The sequence below is a fragment of the Candidatus Methylomirabilota bacterium genome (genome assembly GCA_035709005.1).
GTDB lineage: Bacteria > Methylomirabilota > Methylomirabilia > Rokubacteriales > CSP1-6 > 40CM-4-69-5.
The window spans coordinates 21,188-40,655 of sequence record DASTFB010000059.1 but is presented as its reverse complement, the minus strand read 5'-3'; the positions used below and the strand labels follow the sequence as shown (position 1 = coordinate 40,655).

General features: G+C 69.2%; 14 protein-coding genes. 5 read left to right on the top strand and 9 right to left on the bottom strand.

Features of this window, described 5'->3' with window-relative positions:
• Positions 1 to 36 precede the first annotated feature (36 nt).
• On the top strand, positions 37 to 1,926 hold the full coding sequence (locus VFR64_09185) for a sodium:solute symporter (protein ID HET9489909.1): 1,890 nt from the start codon (positions 37 to 39) through the stop codon (positions 1,924 to 1,926).
• 202 nt (positions 1,927 to 2,128) lie between these two features.
• Positions 2,129 to 3,589 (top strand): DUF294 nucleotidyltransferase-like domain-containing protein, encoded by a 1,461-nt coding sequence (locus VFR64_09180; GenBank protein HET9489908.1) that lies wholly within the window; start codon positions 2,129 to 2,131, stop codon positions 3,587 to 3,589.
• Positions 3,590 to 3,609: 20 nt separating this feature from the next.
• Here the strand turns inward: VFR64_09180 and VFR64_09175 are convergent, their stop codons facing one another.
• Genes VFR64_09175 through VFR64_09160 form a run of 4 tightly spaced genes read right to left on the bottom strand, consistent with a single transcriptional unit; the run spans position 3,610 to position 9,598 of the window.
• Positions 3,610 to 6,867, bottom strand: a complete 3,258-nt coding sequence (locus tag VFR64_09175) for an ATP-binding protein (GenBank protein HET9489907.1) — start codon at positions 6,865 to 6,867, stop codon at positions 3,610 to 3,612.
• A 7-nt stretch (positions 6,868 to 6,874) separates the two neighbouring features.
• Complete coding sequence (locus tag VFR64_09170; protein ID HET9489906.1) at positions 6,875 to 7,075, bottom strand: hypothetical protein; 201 nt, start codon at positions 7,073 to 7,075, stop codon at positions 6,875 to 6,877.
• Positions 7,072 to 9,246, bottom strand: a complete 2,175-nt coding sequence (locus VFR64_09165) for an exonuclease domain-containing protein (GenBank protein ID HET9489905.1) — start codon at positions 9,244 to 9,246, stop codon at positions 7,072 to 7,074. The genes VFR64_09170 and VFR64_09165 overlap by 4 nt, the downstream gene beginning before the upstream one ends.
• Positions 9,221 to 9,598 (bottom strand): response regulator, encoded by a 378-nt coding sequence (locus VFR64_09160; protein ID HET9489904.1) that lies wholly within the window; start codon positions 9,596 to 9,598, stop codon positions 9,221 to 9,223. Before VFR64_09160 ends, VFR64_09165 begins: the two co-directional genes overlap by 26 nt.
• A gap of 138 nt (positions 9,599 to 9,736) precedes the next feature.
• Here VFR64_09160 and VFR64_09155 point away from each other — a divergent pair, with 138 nt between their 5' ends.
• The gene (locus VFR64_09155) at positions 9,737 to 10,672 is read left to right on the top strand and encodes a hypothetical protein (protein HET9489903.1); all 936 of its coding nucleotides are present in this window, start codon (positions 9,737 to 9,739) and stop codon (positions 10,670 to 10,672) included.
• Between the two features lie 165 nt (positions 10,673 to 10,837).
• Here the strand turns inward: VFR64_09155 and VFR64_09150 are convergent, their stop codons facing one another.
• The 5 genes from VFR64_09150 to VFR64_09130 form a co-directional block, all read right to left on the bottom strand.
• Positions 10,838 to 12,241, bottom strand: a complete 1,404-nt coding sequence (locus VFR64_09150) for a sigma-54 dependent transcriptional regulator (protein ID HET9489902.1) — start codon at positions 12,239 to 12,241, stop codon at positions 10,838 to 10,840.
• Between the two features lie 10 nt (positions 12,242 to 12,251).
• On the bottom strand, positions 12,252 to 15,221 hold the full coding sequence (locus VFR64_09145) for an ATP-binding protein (protein HET9489901.1): 2,970 nt from the start codon (positions 15,219 to 15,221) through the stop codon (positions 12,252 to 12,254).
• Positions 15,218 to 15,415 carry a hypothetical protein gene (locus tag VFR64_09140; protein ID HET9489900.1) on the bottom strand — a complete coding sequence of 66 codons (198 nt, stop codon included), beginning with the start codon at positions 15,413 to 15,415 and terminating at the stop codon, positions 15,218 to 15,220. The genes VFR64_09145 and VFR64_09140 overlap by 4 nt, the downstream gene beginning before the upstream one ends.
• Positions 15,416 to 15,531: 116 nt before the next feature.
• The gene (locus VFR64_09135; GenBank protein ID HET9489899.1) at positions 15,532 to 15,705 is read right to left on the bottom strand and encodes a hypothetical protein; all 174 of its coding nucleotides are present in this window, start codon (positions 15,703 to 15,705) and stop codon (positions 15,532 to 15,534) included.
• On the bottom strand, positions 15,706 to 15,915 hold the full coding sequence (locus tag VFR64_09130) for a hypothetical protein (GenBank protein ID HET9489898.1): 210 nt from the start codon (positions 15,913 to 15,915) through the stop codon (positions 15,706 to 15,708).
• A gap of 288 nt (positions 15,916 to 16,203) precedes the next feature.
• Here VFR64_09130 and VFR64_09125 point away from each other — a divergent pair, with 288 nt between their 5' ends.
• Together VFR64_09125 and VFR64_09120 are read left to right on the top strand one after the other, a co-directional pair.
• Positions 16,204 to 17,289, top strand: a complete 1,086-nt coding sequence (locus VFR64_09125; GenBank protein HET9489897.1) for an SIS domain-containing protein — start codon at positions 16,204 to 16,206, stop codon at positions 17,287 to 17,289.
• Positions 17,290 to 17,808: 519 nt separating this feature from the next.
• Entirely contained in the window at positions 17,809 to 19,302 is a 1,494-nt protein-coding gene (locus VFR64_09120) for a DUF222 domain-containing protein (GenBank protein ID HET9489896.1), read from the top strand.
• Positions 19,303 to 19,468: the final 166 nt, after the last annotated feature.

The window sequence follows — 19,468 nt, the reverse complement described above, 5'->3', positions numbered from 1 at the left end:
GGAGCGCGCAGCGAGCCTCAGCGAAAGGAGCCGCGCATGAGTCCAGTCGCATGGGTGTGGACCCTCGTCATCCTGTACTGGATCTACTGCATTTACTGGGGGATCCAGGGCGCCCGCAAGTCGAGAACGGCGGGCGCCTATATGGTTGCGGGGCGGGCCCTGCCGATGTGGATCTTCATCCTGGCTGCGACCGCCACGTCCTTCTCGGGATGGACCTTCATCGGACACCCCGGCCTGATCTGGCGTGACGGGCTCTCCTACGCCTTCGCCTCCTTCTACGTCCTGACCATCCCGATCACCGGGGCCTTCTTCGCCAAGCGGCAGTGGCTCCTGGGTAAGCGCTACGGCTTCATCACGCCGGGCGACATGTACTCCTACTACTACGGCTCGGAGTTCATGCGCTGGCTGGTGGTCATCGTGGCCTTCCTGTACTCCTCGTTCTACTCGGCCGTCCAGCTCATCGCCTCTGGCAATCTCTTTCACCTGGTGACCGGTAAGCAGATCCCCATCGTGTGGGGCTCGGTCCTGCTGGCGTCCATCGTGGTGTTCTACGTGGCGGCGGGCGGCATCCGGTCGATCGCGTGGGTGGACGCGCTGCAGTGCATCCTCCTGATCAGCGGCATCATCACACTGGGCGCATTCGTGCTGCATTCCACCGGCGGCTGGTCGGTCCTGGCCCCGAAGATCAGCGCCCTCGACCCGAAATACCTCGAGATCCCGGGAGGCCCCGGAGCCACGGCCGGATCACCCGGGATGATCCAGTTCACCTCGGGCAAGACGATCTGGACCGGGGCGATGATCCTCACCTACATGTTCTCGCTCATGGGGATCCAGTCCTCGCCGGCCTTCACCATGTGGGCCTTCTCCAACAAGAACCCGCGCCCCTTCCCCTGGCAGCAGGCCATCGCCTCGACCTTCTTCGTGGGCTTCGCCCTCTTCTTCTTCACGGCCATCCAGGGTATGGGCGGCCGCGTGGTCGCCGAAGAGGTGTCCAAGGCCCTCGGGGTGGTCGTCTCGGATCGCAACCTGGTGCCGGCGCTGATGGAGCACTACCTGCCCGGCTTCTTCCTGGCGTTCGTGACCATCGGCGCCCTGGCCGCCATGCAGTCGACCGCGGCGCCCTACATCGGCACCGGCTCGACCATCCTGGCTCGCGACGTGTACTTCCGCTACATCCGGCCCACCGCCGGCCACGGCGAGCAGATCTGGATGGCCCGGGTCTTCGCCGTCGTCATCGCCTCGGTGGCCATGATCATCTCGATCTATTCGGCGGCCGCCCTCGTCATGCTCGGCGGGCTAGCCACCGCCTTCGGCACGCTCATGTACGTGGCGCTACTGGGAGTCGTCTATGGCTGGCCCATTCGCGGCGTGGGCGCCGTCGCCGGCCTCCTCATCGGCATCTTGGTGGTCATCATCACCGACATCAACATCAGCCCCTGGGCCCAGACCTTCGGGTACCTCTGGACGATCCACTCGGCGGGCTGGGGCCTCGGGGTCGGCCTGATCGTGGCGCTCGTCCTCAGCAAGATCTTCACGGACTCCCCCGAGATCCGCGAGCGGCAGCGCGAGATCCGGACCTGGCTGAACGACATCGACCGGGCCTCGGAGTCGCAGAAGGCGTGGCGGAAGGCGATGTGGGTGATCGTCCCTGTCTGGTACCTCTTCGCCATCGGGCCGTTCGCGGTGTGGGGGAACACGGCGTTCTCGTTCCTCGGCTTCCCGCCGCTGTGGGCCTGGCAGATCGTCTGGTGGCTGCTGGGCGTCATCATGATGTGGGGCCTCTGCTTCAAGGCCGGGCTCTCGTTCTTGGGTGAGGCCCAGATCCAGCGTGCCGAACGCGACGTCAAGCTCGTGGTGCACGAGGTAGCTCCGGCCCTGGCCGGCGGCAGCGACGCCGAGCCGGCCGGCAAGGAGAGCAGGGCATGAAGATCGGACTCCCCGAGATCTGGACCTTCGGAACGGTCATCTTCGCGCTCATCTTCATGTTCGTGTACTTCGGCTAACTGAAGTCTCGTCGGCCCGGCGGGGCGGAGGAGGACCTCCGCCCCGCCGCTCGCTCCCGCCTCACCGTCGTTTCCGACTATACTGACTCGCCGAGAACGCAAACGCTCCAGGAGACGAACGCAGCCTGGTCGACGCGACCTCCCCGCTCAGCCTTCAGATCCGCTCGCTGCTCAAGCGCCCGCTCATCACCTGCCTGATGACGGACACTATCGCCACGGCCAGTCGGGCCATGACCGCGCAGGGCGGAACGTCGATCATCGTCCTGGACCCCGATGGCCAGCCCCGGGGCATCATCACCGATCGGGACCTGCGGGAGCGGGTGCTGGCAGTGGGCCGATCGCCGGCGGAGCCGGTCATGGCCATCATGACCACGCCGCTGGTAAGCGTCTCGCCCGAGGCGTTCGTACTCGAGGCGGTCGTGGAGATGGCCCGTCACGGCATCCACCACCTGCTCGTCGTCGAGGGCGGCCGCCTGCTGGGGCTCGTGACCAGTGACGATCTCCTGCGGGTGGAGGCCACGCAGCCCCTGGAGCTGGTGCGGGCGATTCAGGCCAGCACGTCGTTCGATGATTTGGCCACCCGCGTTCCCGACCTAACGGCGGTGGTGCGGCAACTGGTCGATCAGGGCTTGAGCGGATACGAGATCGGCCGGATCGTATCGGAAGTCAACGACCAGCTCATCCGCCGCACGCTCGGTTTCGCTGAGGAGGGCCTGCGGGACGAGGGCTTCGCCGCGCCTCCGGTGGCGTTCTGCTGGCTGGCCCTGGGCAGCGAGGGGCGTCGGGAGCAAACGCTGCGCACCGATCAGGACAACGGGCTGGTCTACGAGGACCCACCGGCGGGGATGGGGAATGCGGCCCAGCGCTACTTCCTGGCCTTCGCGGAGCGCGCCATCGAGGGGCTGGTCCGGCTCGGCTACCCGCGCTGCCGCGGCGGGTCCATGGCCTCGAACCCCCGGTGGTGCCAGCCGCTGTCGGTGTGGCGCGGGTACTTCGAGGATTGGGCCCGCGACACCACGCCGGAGCATCTCATGTACGCCTCGATCTATCTGGACTTCCGGCCGGTGGCCGGGGAGGCGCGCCTGGCCCGAGATCTCCGGGACGAAGTTCGCGCCCGGGTCACGACCTGGCGGTCCTTCCCGAGGTATCTGGCCAAGATTGCGGTGTCTCACGCACCACCCCTGGGGCTCTTCGGCCGATTCAAGTGCCAGCGGTCCAACGGCCGCCGGGGGGTCAACGTGAAGCTGGGGGGCATGCTCCTCCTCAACAACGCCCTCCGGGCGTATGCGATCGAGCTCGGGCTCGACGAGACGAATACCATCGAGCGCCTGGAGGCGGCCGCCCGCGTCGGCCGCTGCTTCACCGAGGGCGAGACCGACGAGATCCGCGCCGCCTACGAAACGATCTTTCGGCTGCGGCTGCGCCACCAGCTGGCCCAGCTCGATGCCGGCCAGGAGCCCGACAACTTCCTCGATCCCTACGCGCTCGGCCGCGCTGATCAGCGCCGCCTGCGGGATGCCTTTCGGGCGATCCACCACCTCCAGGGCAAGGTCGAGGATCGTTACTTCACGCAGATCCTCAACTGAGGCCGACGTCGGGAGCGGCGTCAGGAGGCGCCCAGGGGCAGGCTCATCCGAAAGCAGCTCCCCCGGCCCGATTCGCTCCGCACGGTGAGCGACCCTCCGTGGTGCTGGACGATTTCCCGGCTGATGGGGAGGCCGAGCCCGGCGCCTTCCGGCTTGGCGGTCAGCGTGTCGCCGACCTGACGGAACCGCTCGAAGATCGTGTCGATCTGCGTCGGTGGAATGCCGGGACCGGTGTCCTCCACCTCGACGATGGCATCGGCCGCCGCCCGCAGCGTCCGGATCCGGACCCGCCCCCCGGCCGGGGTGAACTTGGCGGCGTTGGACAGGAGATTGGTCAGAACCTGGATGATCTTGTCGCGGTCGGCCACCACCGGAACGGCGCCGTCCACATGGTCGGTGGCGATGTCAATGCCCTTCATATCGAAGAGCGCCCGGTGGGTGTCGACGGAATGGGCCACGACCTCACCGAGGTCCAGCCGCTCCAGGCGCCACTCCATCTTGCCCGCCTCGATGCGCGAGAGGTCGAGGAGCTGGTTAATCATCCGGGACAGCCGCTGGCTCTCCTCGGTGATGATGGCCAGGAACTGCTCTTGACGGCTGCGGGCGATGTCGCCGCCGGCGCGGAGACTCTCGAGCAGGCTTTCGGACAGGGACCGGATCGACGTCAGCGGCGTGCGTAGCTCGTGGGACACCGTGGACACGAAGTCGCTCTTGAGCCGGTCCAGCTCCGTGAGCCGCCGGTTGGCTTCTTCCAGCTCAGCCGTCCGCTGGTGGACCTTCTCCTCCAGGGCCCGCGAGAGGTCGCCCAGCTCCCGGTAGAGCTGGGCGTTCTGGAGGCCCAGCCCCAACTGGGCGGCCAGGGTGCGAAAGAACTGTAAGAATTCAGGTGAGAAGTACACGTGGCCAGTGGAGGAGTAGGCCGACAGGACGCCGATCGGCCGTTCTTCTATGGCGATGGGAGCATGGACGAAGGATCGGGGCGCCGGGCCTTCCGGCCCCGGGAAGACCAGGGGCTTGCGGATGAGCGTGGTGTCCTCGACCACGATCACCCGGGCGTCGACGAAGCATTCGCCGAAGTAGGTGTCGCGCGACACCGGGTCGCCCCGCGAGAGGTCGGCACTGGGCGGGAGCCCGGCATGGCTCTTGATCCGGAGCCGGCCGTCGGCGTCGTGCAGGCGAACGGTCAGCACGTCGAACTGGAACTCCCGGCTCAACAGGTCGACCACGCCGTCCATCATGCGCTGGGGGTCGAGGCTGGAGGCGATGCGGCGGGTCACCTCGTTGAGCAGCGACAGCTCGCGCACCCGCCGCTGCAAGTCCTCCCGGCTCTGCTCCAGCGACTGCGACACCTTGCCGAAGACGTCGAAGATCGCCTCGAAGCGCCCGGTGGCCACCTGTCCGACGCCCTCGATGATGGCCTGGGCCGAGGCGGTCCCGACAGCGCCCGACAGCGTGCGCTCGGCGAAGGCCAGCAGCTCGCGGCGGTCGACCTCGGTGAGGTGCTGCCGGTCCCCCGTCCCCCGGCCCTCGAAGAACGCCGCGAACGCGGCCTGAGCCTTGTCGCGGCCGGTGAACTTGGCCACCAGCTCTTCGAGCCCCTCGGCGGCCAGCGCGTGGCCGGCCACCGGGGCCGGCGGCCGCAAGGCCGGCTCCTCGAATGCGCCCACGAAGCGGTCGGCCTGGGCAATGTCCAGCACCGACGGCCGGGTATAGAGCGATACTAGGGCGAAGGCGGTCACGTTGAAGGCCAGGGACCAGAAGACGGTGTTGGACCACGAGCCCATGACCACGCCGAAGAGCTGCTCAGGGCGCAGCCAGTCGACGCCGAAGGGGCCCGCCACCACCAGGCTCTCCGGCACCCAGCCGGAGCGGACGAACGAAGGCAGGAGCAGTGTGTAGAACCAGATGAGGAACCCGGCCGATAGCCCGGCCAGCGCGCCCTGCCGGGTCGCCCCCCGCCAGTAGAGGCCCCCGAAGAAGGCGGGGGCGAATTGGGCGACGGCGGCGAACGAGATCAGCCCGATGTTCACCAGCGTGTACGACTCCCCGATCAAGTGGTAGTAGGCATAGCCGAGGACGATGGTCACCACGATGGCCAGACGCTTCACGTTGATCAGCAGCCCCGAGATGTCCCGGGTCATGCCCAGGCGGACCAGCCACGGCACCACCAGGTTGTTGAGGATCATCGTGGACAGCGCGATCGACTCCACGATGACCATCCCGGTGGCCGCCGAGATGCCACCGATGAAGGCGAACAGGGCCAGCCCCTGCTGGTGCTGGGCCATGGGCAGGGTCAGCACGAAGTAGTCGGCGGTGGTGGCGGACGCCTGGGGGAAGATCAGCACGCCGCCGAAGGCGATGGGGAGGACGAAGATGTTGATCAGCAGCAGATAGGTGGGAAACATCCACATGGCCGTCTTGATGTGCGCCTCCCGGCTGTTTCCGATCACTGCCATGTGGAACTGTCGAGGCAGGAACATGATGGCCATCATCGACAGCCAGGTCAGGGCCGCCCAGTCGCCGTAGGAGAACGCCGGATCGCCCCCGAGGAACCGGGCGTACTCCGGGTCGCCGGCGATACGGTCGAAGATGTCGACGAATCCGCCGAATATCCCGTAGGTGACGAAGATCCCGACGGCCAGGAAGGCCAGGAGCTTGACCAGCGACTCGAAGGCGATGGTGGCCACCAACCCCTCGTGGCGGCGCGAGGAGTCGAGGTCACGGGCGCCGAACATGATGCTGAAGACGGCCAGGATGACGGCGGTGCCGAAGGCGGTGTCGGTGTAGAAAGGTCGGGTGGCCGAGGCGACCAGGTTCAGCGGTACGGCCGGGTACTGGCGGAGGACCTCGAAGGTCTGGGCGATCGCCTTGAGCTGCAGCGCAATGTAGGGGGTGATGCCCACGACCGTGACCACCGCGACCACCGCGCCCAGCAGCGCCGACTGGCCGTACCGGGAGCCGAGGAAATCGGCGATCGACGTGATGTTGTTGGCCTTGGCGATCCGGACCGTCTTGCGCAGCACGAACCACCACAGGACCGCCATCAACGTCGGCCCGAGGTAGATGGGCAAGAAGCCCACGCCGGAGGCCACGGCCCGCCCGACGCTGCCGTAGAACGTCCACGATGTGCAGTAGACGGCGAGCGACAGCGAGTAGATGACCGGGCTGTCGATGACGCGGTGTCCGGCCCGGGCCCGCCGGTCGCCGACATAAGCGATGGCGAAGAGTCCCAGCACGTAGATGAGGGCGACGGTGAGGATGGCCCACGGCGTCAGCATGGCCGGCTCAACCCTCGTCGTCCCACGGGGTGCGGGCCAGGACGTACACGGCGGCGATGCCGACGATCCAGAGGCCGAACAGATAAAGGTACAGCCCCGGGACCCCGCCCACGACCAGGCCGCGGTTGAAGATGGCGAGCAGCGGGAAGTTCAGGAGGAGCGCGCCCCCGATGAACAGCAGCACCAGCTTCCCGGTCACGCCCTTCACGGGCCCGCCCCGGGGGTGACGTCGTCGGCCCGCGCTCCGTGGACCTTGCGCGTCGCGTCCAGGGCGTGCCCCAGTGTCACGATCTCCCGCCTCTTCAAGAGCTCGACCAGGCGCACGAAGATGTCGGCGGTCGTGAGCGCGTCGCCCAGCGCCGAGTGCCGCCCGCGGACGGCCACCCGCAGGCGCGCGGCCACTGCCTCCAGGCTGTGGCCCGGGAGGACCCCGTGCACGAGCTCGGAGAGGACGAGGGTGTCCAGGACGGGGTGGACCAACGTGATCGGCGGCAGCCCCAGACGCGCCGCCTCGAGAGCGAGGAAATGGACGTCGAACCACACCTGGTGACCGACCAGCACGGCACCATCGGCAAACCGCAGGAAGGCCGGCAGCACGACGTCGATGGGGGGCGCCTCGGCCACCATACCGTCGGTGATGCCGTGGAACTTGACGCTCGACGACGGAATCGAGCGCCGGGGGTTGACGAGGGCGTCGAAGGTTTCCCCCCGCTTCACCATGCCGCCCCGGACCCGCACCCCCGCGATGGACACGATCCGGTCGCCCTCTTCCGGCCGGAGCCCGGTGGTCTCGATGTCGAAAACCACGCAGGGGACGTCGCCGAGGGGCCGTTCCCGGTCGGTGGCCACGACGTGGCGGTCCATCTCGTCGAAGAGCGAGAAGTCGTAGAAGTCGGGGCGCTCGGCGTCCGGCTCTTCGCGGGCGAGCCCCGATGCGGTGCCGGCGCCGATGAAGCCCGCCCCCGGCGCCACTCCCGCCGCCCCCACGGCGGGCTCCCACGGCTCCACATCGGGCAGCGTGATCCGGAAGCCGACCCGGCCGTCATCGCCGTAGGCCCACACCTCGCCGGCGTGCTGTCGGACGATGTTCCGTACCGACACCGGGCCGGTCCCACCCACCGGAACGGGCACGTCCAGCAACGCATCCAGGCCCATCCAACCGGCGCGGCTCTCGGCGCCCGCCTCGATCTGGAGCAGGCGCCCGCGCCGTCGCGGACGCAACCAGGCCTTGCCCCGTCGGTCGCGCTGGGCCAGGAGGGACCGCAACAGGTGGCCGAGGGCCGCGCTGAGCGCGGAGACCTCGGCCCTGAGCCGTGGCGACGGGGACGGCTCGCCGATAACCTCTACCTCGGCGAAGGCGACGCCGTCCTCACGCAGGCGGCGGAGGGCGATGGCGGCCAGGTCCTCGAACGAGATCTCCTCGAAATGCCAGGGTGGCCGGGCTAGCCCCAGTCGCGAGGGCTCGCCCATGTCCCGGACCACGGCGGACAGGCGGACCGCTTCGGCATAGATAGCCTCCAGCAAGCGTCGATCCGGCGCCCGGGCGAAGGCCGGCTCGCCGAGAAGGCTCTCCGACAGCGACCGGACAGAGGCGATGGGACCGCGCAACTCGTGGAGGATCTCGGCCAGCGAGTGACGCCGGGCCTCCGCCGTGCGGGCGGGCCCGGTGACGTCGTGGAACACCAGGGTGAAGCCGATCAGCCGGTGGGCGTCGTCGAACAGCGGCGTCATGACGCTATCGAGGATGGCGCCACCGGGCGGGTGGAGGCTGAAGCGCTCGGCCCCCGCCGGCGCCGTTCGGAGCCGGTCGAAGAAGTGGATGACCTTCTCGCGGTCGACGAGATCGAAGAGGCTCCGGCCAAGCAGACCGCCCGGGCCGACCCCGAGCACCGCATGGGCGGCACGGTTGGCCAGGACGACGCGCCCCTCGGACGTCGCCACCGCCACGCCCTCGCCCAGCGTCTCCAGCACGCCGGCCAGCCGGCTCCGCTCGGCGTCGAGCTCTTGCGTCGCCCGCTGCACCTCGCGTTCAAGCCCCTGCCGAGCCTCGCCCAGGCGGTCGGCCATCCGGTTGATCTCCTCAGCCACCGGTGCCAACCAGTCGCCGGGCCGGATGGGAAGCCGGTGCTCGGGATTGACCGTCGCCATCAGTTCCGCTCCCAGCCGGATCTCCTCGAGGCGGCGGCCAGCCAGGCGGCGGACCATGAGCGCGGCGAGGCCGAGGCCAACCAGAACGATCGCCGCGGCCACGGCCGACGAGAGCGGAGGCCGGACGCCGAGGAACAGGGCGGCGACGACTGCGGAAGCAGCCAGGATGATGATCGCCAGAAGAGTGACGAGGCTGAGGGGAAGCTTACGCTCGAACGTCGAGAACGGCACGGATGGATTCCAGGATCTCGGCATTGCCGAAGGGCTTGGTCACGTATGCGGCGGCGCCCAGCTCGAGTCCTTTCATGACCTCCACCTCCTGCCCCTTGGCGCTCAGCATGATCACAGGAATCGCGCGCAGCTCCGGATCCGCCTTGATGGCCTGGCACACCTCGTAGCCGTTGCGCTTCGGCATCATGACGTCGAGCAGGACCACGTCGGGACGCAGGCGCCTGGCCAGGGCGAGGCCTTCCTCGCCGTCGGTGGCCGAGGCGGTTTCGTACCCCGCGCGCTCAAGGAGGAACTCGAGCGACAGCAGAATATGGGGCTCGTCCTCGATGAGCAGGACACGGGACTTCCCCATCGACGTGTAACCCTCCGGAGCCGATTATAGTCCCGCGCCCCCGACACCGCCGCCCCTCCCGCGCTATACTCGGGCCGTGGATCGTGGCCGCCCGATATCTCGATGGTCGGGCCTGCGGCGGGCGCGAATCACGACGCCATGAGCGGCTCGACATCTCGGGGTGGGCGGGCCCGGCTGGCCCTCGTGGCGCTCGGTGTGATTGCTGCGGTGGTCGCGCTCACCTGGGTCCTCGAGCATGCCCTGCCGCCTCCCTACTCCGGCTATCTCGCCGTCGTAATCATCGGGCTGGTGAGCCTGCAGATCTACAAGCGCCAGCCCCGGCAGCGCGCCCAGAGCCTCTTCCGCGCCTACCTCGCCGCGAGAGCGCGCGGCGTCGACGAGCCCACGGCCCGCCAGCGGTTGCTGGCGCGCCTGCCCACCGATGAGGAACGCCAGCGTCAGGGCCGGCAGGACCTGGAAACGGCCTGGACCGGGCGTTCCGAGAAGGAGCGGGCGGTGGGCGGCGTCGGCGCGCTGCTCGGATGTCTGGGAGTCCGCCTGGACGGCGAGGTGCTCGGCCACGTCTACGATCGCGTCCGCGACCGCCTGACCATCTCCGGATGGGAGACGCTTCCGGTGGAGTTCGTGGACGAGGTCCGCGCCCGCCTGGACGAGAGCGAGTGGGCCCAACTCGACAGTCTCGTCGACCGCTATCGCCTCTTCCACCAGCGGTTCTTCCGGAGGGCCTCCTCGCTGGTCGCGGATCAGGCGGCGAGCGTCGAGGACTTCGCCCGCCTGCTCCACAGCCTCGGCAACCGCATGTCGAAGGAGCAACCGGGGGACGCCGAACGGGCCTACCGCCTGTCGCTCCGCCTGCGTCCCGACCGGAACCTCGCTCATGCCGGGCTGGCCTTGGTGCTGGCCCAGACGGGCCGCACCCGGGAGGCCGGACGCGAAGCCCAGCGGGCGCTGGTCGTGCTGGACGAGTTCGCCCAGCGGGCCACGAACGAGCCTCCATCCACCGAGGACATCTCACCCTTCCGATCGCCCAAGAGCCTGCGCGAGGCCCTCGAGCGCGTGGCAGCCACGTCCTGAGGGAGGGCCTGGCGTGGATCGAGAGCGGCTGCGCCGCATCGTCTGGGTCGTCTCGCTGGTCCTGGCGCTGGCCGGGTCCGTTCTCCTCCTGGCCCGCTACGGCGCCGAGTGGGGTATCGGCGCCGCGCCCTGATCCCGGCGGCGGGCGTTCTTCGGCGGGACCGGCTATGCGGGGGAGGCGCTGTCGGGGGACGGATCGTCGCTGTGGGGGCGGCGCAGCCCGTACTTGGCGACTTTCTCCCAGAAGTTCTTGGGATCCATGTCGGCATGCTTGGCGGCGGCGGTCAGCTTGCCGCCGTGCATCTCGAGCACGCCCGCGATGTACGCGCGCTCGAACTCCTCTACCACCCGGCCTTTGGCGTCGCGGAACGGCAGGGACAGATCGACTGGCGGTCGCTCGCCGGCGCCAGCCAGGAATGCCTCCACGTCGGCGATGGCCTCGCCCTTGGCCACGATCACGGCGCGCTCGATGACGTTCTCCAGCTCGCGCACGTTGCCCGGCCACGCGTACCGGCAGAGGGCGTCCATGGCGCCCGGGGCGATCACCCGCACGGGTTTCTTGGCCCGCCGCGCGCTGACCTCGAGAAAGTGCTGGGCCAGGAGCGGGATGTCGCCCGGCCGCTCGCGCAGGGGCGGCACCCGGATGGGCACGACGGACAGGCGATAGAACAGATCGCGACGGAAGGCCCCGCGCTCCACCTCGGCCTGGAGGTCCTTGTTGGTGGTGGCGATGAAGCGGACGTCGATGTCGACCGCCCGGTCGGCCCCGATGGGCGTCACCCGCCGCTCCTCGATCGCCCGCAAGAGCTTGGACTGCAGGCCCACCGGCATCTCGCCGATCTCGTCGAGCAGCAAGGTGCCGCCGTTGGCCGTCTGGAAGAAGCCGCGCCGGCTCTCGCTGGCGCTGGTGAACGCGCCCTTGCGGAAGCCGAACAGCTCGGACTCGAACAGCTCGGCCGGAATGGCCGCACAGTTCACGGCCACGAACGGTTTGTCGCGCCGAGGGCCGGAGAAGTGGATGGAGCGGGCCAGAAGCTCCTTGCCCACCCCGGTCTCGCCGTGGATCAGCACGGTGGTGTCCATCTCGGCCACCGAGCGCAGGAGCTCGAAGACTTCCTGCATGGCTTCGGACCGGGCCAGCACGTTGCCCAGCGTGAACTGCTCCTGATTCCGGCGCAGGCTGGCCCGGCTGGCCGCCCGCAGCTCCTGGAACTCGATGGCGTGCCGGATCACCATCAACACTTCGGCCGTCTCGAAGGGCTTGACCAGGTAGTCGGACGCGCCCAGCCGCATGGCCTCCACGGCGGACTCGATGGTGCCGTAGGCGGTCATCACGACCACGGCCTGGTCGGGATGCTCGGCCTTGAGCCGCCGGACCAGGTCGACGCCGTCCACGCCGGGCAGCCGCTTGTCGGTGAGGACCAGGTCCACGTCGTCCCTCTTGAGCGCGTCGATGGCCTCCTCCCCGCTGGCCACCACCAGGACCTCGTAGCCCTCGATCTCCAGCGTCCGTTGCAGCGGCCGCAAGAAGATCTGGTCGTCTTCGACGATCAGGACGCGACGCTTCATGGACTCCCTCCTATCCGACCCTGGTTGACGCCGCCAGCGGGGCCGGCGGGAAGACGAGCCGGACCGTCGTGCCCTGGCCCGGCCGGCTGTCGACCTCGATCTCGCCGCCGTGCAGATCCATGATCTTCTTGACGATGGCCATGCCGAGCCCCGTGCCCGTCGGCTTGGTGGTGAAGAAGGGCAGGAAGATCTTGTCTCGATGCTCGAGATCGATCCCCACGCCGTTGTCGGCGACTTCCACCACGGCGGCGGAGTACCGCTGGTACAGGCGGACGGTGACCCGGCCCTGGGGATGGCGCTCGGTCGCCTCCAGGGCGTTCTTCATGAGATTGCTGACGACCTGCCGCAGGCGCGGTCCGTCGACCGCGGCGACGAGGTCGTCCTCCAGACCTTCCGCCCTCACCTGCACGCCGCGCTGCTCGCCCTCGGTGGCGGCCGCGGCGACCACCGGCCCCAGGATGAGGCCCAGCGGGTACTCCTGGGGATCGAGCCGGGTCTCCCGGGCGTAGTCGAGCAGATCGGTGATGATCCGCTCGATCTCGGCGATGCCCGTCACGATGGTGTGGGCCATCTCCTGCGGAATGCGACCGCGGCTGAACTCCCCCGAGGCGAGCAAGCGGGTGGCCATCTTGATCCCGCCCAGCGGGTTGCGGATCTCGTGGGCCACGCCGGCCGCCATCTCTCCCAGGGAGGCCAGCTTCTCCCGCTGGATCAGCCGCTGCTGGGTCGCCACCTGCTCGGTGAGGTCGCGCAGGACGCCGACCGTGCCCAGGACCCGCCGCTGGGCGTCGAAGACGCAGGCGATGGCCAGGTGGGCGGGGAATCTCTGGCGGCTGCGCGTGAGGGCGCTGACGTTGCCGCGCCAGGCCCGCCCGTCGGCGACGGCCTGCTCGATGGCCGGGCCGACTCTGCGTCGATCGGCTTCGTCCAGCACGTCGAGGTAGCTCTGGCCGGGCGTGGCACCGGCGCTCAGGCCCAGCAGCCGCTGGCCGGCCCGATTGACGGTGATCAGCCGCCCGTCGATGTCGGTGGTGAAGATGCAGTCGTCGACGCTCTCGACGACGGATGCCAGCAGCTGCTCGCTCTGCCGCAACAACCGCTGCATGGCCTGGAAGGATTCGACCAGCTGACTGGCCTCCTGCTTGGAGATGGTGAAGCGGTCCTCGATGATGTAACGCGCCGCCGCCGCGCCCAGCGAGGCGGCCATGATCCGTTCCAGGCGGATGCGCAGGTCGAGCAGGTCCGGCAGTGACAGCTCCCGCGGAGCCTTGCCGACCAGCAACTCGCGCAGGATGGCGTCCGCCTCCTCGGCGGGCACGTAGAGGTGGAGCAGGCGCTCGATCTCGGGCACCGAGAGGATGGCCGGCGTTCGCGAAGGCTCCACCGCGGCGCCCCCGACGAAGGCCACCGCCTGGGCGCGCTCGTCGGCGTCCTGGGTGGCGATGACCGACACCAGCAGGTAGGAGCCGATGTTGAGGAGCAGCGACCAGAACACGCCGTGGCTGAGGGGATTCAGGCCCTCCAGGCCCAGCAACGCCGTCGGGCGCAGCCACCAGAAGCCGAACGGCCCCTGCTCGAGGACAGAGATCGGCAGCACACCCTCCTTCACCAGGGCCGGGATGATGAGCGTGTAGAACCACAGCGCGAAGCCCAGGGAGATGCCGGTCAGCGCGCCCGTGCGGCAGCCCCGCCGCCAGTACAGCCCGAGGAGCACGGCCGGGGCGCACTGAGCGACCGCGATGAACGAGAGCAACCCCATCTCGACCAGCAGGAACTGGCCGCGCTCGAAGTGAGCCCAGAGGTAGCCCAGGATGACGACGACCAGGATGCCCAGCCGGGTCGAGGCCAGGCCGACCCAGTAGACTTCCTCGAGGTGGCGGCGCCGCAGGACGATGGGCAGCACGATATCGTTGGAGATCATCTTGGAGAGCGCCAGCGAGTCGACGACGATCATCGCCGTGGCGGCCGAGAAGCCGCCCAGGAAGACGATGACGGCCATCAGCTCCGTCCCAGCGTGCAGCGGCAAGGCCAGGATGAAGCTGTCCGCCGCCGTCCCGCTCCCGAAGGTGAGCAGGCCGGCAAAGGCGATGGGGAGCACGAACGCGTTGATGGCCAGCAGGTACAGTGGGAAGGCCCAGGCCGCGGTGTGCACGTCGCGTTCGTCCGGATTCTGCACCACCAGCACGTGGAACTGCCGGGGCAGGAACATCACCGCCGCCATCGAGACCAGGAGCATCGCCGCCCAGCGGTCGTAGGAGGCGGTGGGCGCCGCGCCCAGGGTGACGAGCGCCGACCACTCGGGGTGCTCGACGATCCGGGCGAAGATCGCGGCGAATCCGTCGAAGAGCCCCCAGGTGACGAAGGCCCCGACGGCCAGGAAGGCGACCAGCTTGACGAGGGACTCCACCGCCACTGCCGTCATGAGCCCCGTCTGCTGGCGCGTGAAGTCGAGGTTGCGCGCGCCGAACAGGATGCCGAAGAGGGCCAGGGTGCCGGCCACCAGGATCGCGGGGTCGTACCCCGACAGCACCGAGTCCTCCCGGATCATCATCTGGAACGTCACTGTCACCGCCTTGAGCTGGAGCGCGATGTAGGGAATCATCCCGCACACGACCAGCGCCGCCACCAGGGTGCCCAGCGACGCCGACTTGCCGTAGCGGCTGGCGATGAAATCCGAGATCGTGGTGATCCGCTGCTCCTTGGCGACGCGGACCAGCTTGCGGAGCACCGTTGGCCACATCAGCGCGACCAGGGCCGGCCCCAGATAGATGGTGAGGAACTCCAGCCCGCGGTTGGCGGCCAGGCCCACGCTGCCATAGAACGTCCACGCCGTGCAGTAGACCGAGATGGCCATCACGTAGGTCAGGGTGCGCAGGCGCGGCGCCATGAGCCGGTGGCGGAAGCGTTCGGCGACGGCGGCAACCAGGAACAGGAAGACGAGGTAGGCCAGGAGGACGGCGACGAGCGGAGTGGCCCTCATGGGCCGTCCCCATTCCCGCGCCGGGCCGCCCAGACCAGCGCGGCGACGATGATCATCCAGATGACGAACAGGTAGAGCACCAGGGAGGGGAGCCCGGCCACCAGGACGGCCCGGTTGGGGATGCTCAGGAGCGGCCAGACGAGCAGCGCGGTGAACAGCAGGAAACAGGCAGGCAGCAGATCCCGCGCTCGCACGGCGCGAAACTACCCGCCGCGGCCCAACACGGCACGCGTCCCGCTCATCTTGGGCCGGAAGTATTACATGCCGGGTACATGCCCACAAGCCGCGCCGCGGCCGTCGGCCGGTCGGCTCACTCCCACAGACCCGCCACCAGCACGCCGAGAGCCGTGAGGAGCAGGGCTCCTGCGAACGACGCGGTGTAGACCCGGATGGCCTGGGCTCGGAGCAGGCGGGTTTCCTCCGAGTCGGGCACGGCCTCGGGCCCGGCGTCCATGTCACGCGCGCCGCGCGCGGCGAGTCGCACTCAAGTCCCCTGGCGAGCCTGAACGATCCCCAACGCCCCGGCGAGGAACAAGGGAAAGGCGAGGAGCAGCCAGGCCGGCGTCGCGTCGCCGGCGATGAGGGCGACCACGACGATGACGCCGACGGCCAGCATGCCGATACCGAGTGCTAGTCGCCGGCGCCGTTCCCGGGGGCCGATGTTGACGGCGTGGAACGGGCTCACTTCACTCACGGCTCAGAAGACGGCGATCGGATTCACCGGCGAGCCGGTGGCGTTCTGCAAGCGGAGCGGGGCAATGGTCAGCATGAGCGCCCCGGCGGCCCCAGTTGCTCATGCTGTCGATCATCTTGACGACGTCGGTCTCGCTCGGCGCGTGTGTCATGCCCTGCTCCCGGTCGCCGTCCCGCGACAGGGACGGGAATCGAACCGGCGTCACTATACACGATGGCGCCCGGCTGCCCGGAGCCGGCGCGCGATGATTGTTGACACCTCGTGGCGCCCCTGCCTACAGTCCGCGCCATGACCTGGACACCACCGCCCCCGCGCTCCGGCCATCCTTACTACATGCACGACGCCATCTACGCCCAGCCCGGCGCCCTGCGCCTCGTCCTCCGCGGGCAGGAAGCGGTGCTGGACGAGGCCGCCCACCGCCTGCGGGCCATGGACCGCGTACTGCTCTCGGGCATCGGAACCTCCTGGCACGCCACCCTGGTCGGCGAGCTGCTGCTGGCCCATGTCGGCCGCCTCGGCCATCGCGTCCGCGCCTTCCACTCGTTCGAGTTCCAGAACTACTGGGCGGGGCCCGATCCCAGGACGGGCGCGATCGTGGTCAGCCACCGCGGCACGAAGCGTTTCTCCCTGGAGGCGCTGGCCACGGCCAAAGCCGGCGGCGGCGTGGCCCTGGTCATCACCGGCAAGGGCAGCGGCGAGGGCCTGGCCATCGCCGACTACACGCTACGCACGGTGGAGCAGGAATCCTCCGCCGCCCACACCGTGAGCTACACGTGCGCGATGTCCTTGCTGGCGGCCCTGGCCGCCGCGCTCGGCGGCGATCACGGGGTGCGTCGCGACCTGGATGGCATTCCCGACCACCTCGCGACGCTGCTCGGCCAGGAGGCCTGGGACGACCTGGCCGCGCGCTTCGCCGACCGCCGTTGCTACTGCTTCGTGGGAGGCGGCCCCAACACGGCGACCGCGCTCGAGGGCGCCCTCAAGATGAACGAGGCCAATCACGCGGTAACGGTCGGCTACAACTGCGAGCAGTTCCTGCACGGGCCGTGGGCGGCGCTGGACCCCCGCGACGTCGTGTTCGTCATCGCCCCGCCCGGCCGCTCCTACGAGCGCTGCCTGACCGTGGCCCGCGCGGCGAAGGAGGTGGGCGCGCCGGTCGTGGCCCTCGTGCAGGAGGACGACCAGGAGATCAGCGCGCTTGCGGCCGAGACGATCGCCATTCCCCCGGTGAACGAGCTGCTCTCGCCCATCCTCACCGTCGTGCCGTTGCAGCTCTTCACGTATCACCTGGCGCTGCGGCGCGGCGTGAACCCGGACACCATGCGCGCCGATCAGCCCCCGCACGGCCGCGCCCGCGCCCTGATGGCGCTGTGAGCAGAGCGAGCCGTCGGCTTGACACCCTCAGGCGGAACCCTACGATGTGTTGGATTCGTGCCGGGGCGCATTCCTTCAGCGCTCCAGAGGTGAGCGTGATCCGCCGACCGAAAGCGTCGGCGTCGAAAGCCAGGTGACGTGTTGCCGTCCGCAGCCTGCGATTGTGATCGGCTGCTCGTCCGGGAAAGAAAGCCTACCGAGCCGAACGGATGTGGGGGCTGTCGGCGGAGCCCCCGGATGCTCGAGACGGGTCAGAACACGGCCGTACCGGACGTGCCGTACGTCGCTCCGCAGGAACGGGTGTATCTGAACTTAGCTCTTGACAGGGTTTGTTTTCGGGCTGACCGCGCTTCGCGAGTGACTCCGAAATAGCGGCCCAGCGGCCCGCTGGCACCCGTACAAGCCCGCCGGAGGTTCGTGTCTCGCAAAGAACTTGATTTCTGCGAGATCACTGCGCATCGCGCCGTCCCGGTGGCGCCGAAATCGGAGTGTAAAGTCGCCCCAACGAAGGGGGGCGGCATGGAGATTCACTCGCCGATTCGTGTTCCCACCGACGATCGCACCGCAGAGCTCGACCGGCTGGGCGACGAGATCGCTGAGCTGGCGGCCCACCTGGACGCCGCCATCGCCCGCCTCCTGGATCTCATTCGCGAGTTCGACGCCCGCGGCGGCTGGGGCAACGGGTTCAAGTCCTGCGCCCACTGGTTGACCTGGCGGATCGGACTCGCTTCCGGCGCTGCCCGTGAGCACGTGCGCGTGGCGCGCGCTCTCGGGACGTTGCCGTTGCTGGCCCAGGCGCTCGCCCGCGGGGAGCTCTCGTACTCGAAGGTCCGGGCCCTGACACGTGTCGCCAGCCCGGTGACCGAAGAGCGGCTGCTCGCCGTCGGGCGGGCCGGGACGGCCGAACACGTCGAAAGGATCGTGCGGGGCTGGCGGAAAGTCGACCGGCAGGCCGAGGCCCGGGAAGCGGCACAGCGGCACAAGAGCCGAGCGCTGCACGTGTATCACGATGAGGACGGCATGGTGGTTCTGCGGGGGCGGCTGGAGCCCGAGGTCGGCGCGCTGGTCATGCAGGCGCTGGCCGCCGCCCGTGAGGCGCTGTATCAAAAAGCGCGCGCCACCGACCCGGGCGACGTTCCAGCTGGAACGTCTCCGGCCGGCGTTCCTGCAGGAACGTCGACTGCGCCGGCACTGGGTGGCACCCCGACGTCGACCCCCGACACTGCCGCGGGAACGTCTCCGGTCGTCCCGGACATCTCCACCCTGGCCCAGCAGCAGGCCGACGCCCTGGCGCTACTGGCCGAGACGGCCCTGCACCAGGGGCTCGATCCCGGGGCTCCGGGCAAGCATTACCAGGTGGTCGTCCACGTCGACGCCGAGGTCCTGGCGGATGCCGATGCACCGGGCCAGTCGGTGCTTGAGGAGGGCACGCGCGTTCCAGCTGGAACGTCTCAGCGCTTGGCCTGCGATGCCAGCCGGGTGATCATGCGCCACGACAAAGACGGCCGCCTGCTGGAGGTCGGCGCCCGGACGCGCACCATCCCACCCGCCCTGCGCAGAGCGCTGCAGCATCGCGACCGCGGCTGCCGCTTTCCCGGCTGCGGCGTGCGGTTCGGCCAGGGGCACCACATCAGGCACTGGGCACAGGGCGGCCCCACCACGCTCTCGAATCTCACGTTGGTCTGTCGCCGGCACCACCGCGCGGTCCACGAGGAGGGCTTTCAGGTCGATCGCCAGCCCGACGGCACGCTCCGGTTCCAGTGGCCCGACGGCCGGCTCCTCGCCGAGGTGCCACCGCCGGCCGCCGTGCCGACCGATCCGGCGGACGCTCTTCGATCCGGCCACGTCGCGCAGGGGCTCAACATCCACCCGCGGACGTCGTGCCCCGGCTGGCTGGGAGAGCGCCTCGATGCCGCCTGGGCGATCGACGTCCTGCATCCACGTGCTCTCGGGGAGTCTCCCGATCTCGGGGAGTCCCCGTCACCGCCTGAGTCCGCGGGGCGAGCTGACTAGCCGCCTTGTAGGCGGGTAGTTCCTTCCTCGCCCGGGTCAGCAACTGCACGAGTTCCACCGGGTCGACCGGTTTGACGACGTGGTGATCGAACCGGGCCTCGGCTGTCCGCCGGCGGCTGTCGCTATCACCGTAACCGGTCAGCGCCACCAACAAGACACCGTCGCC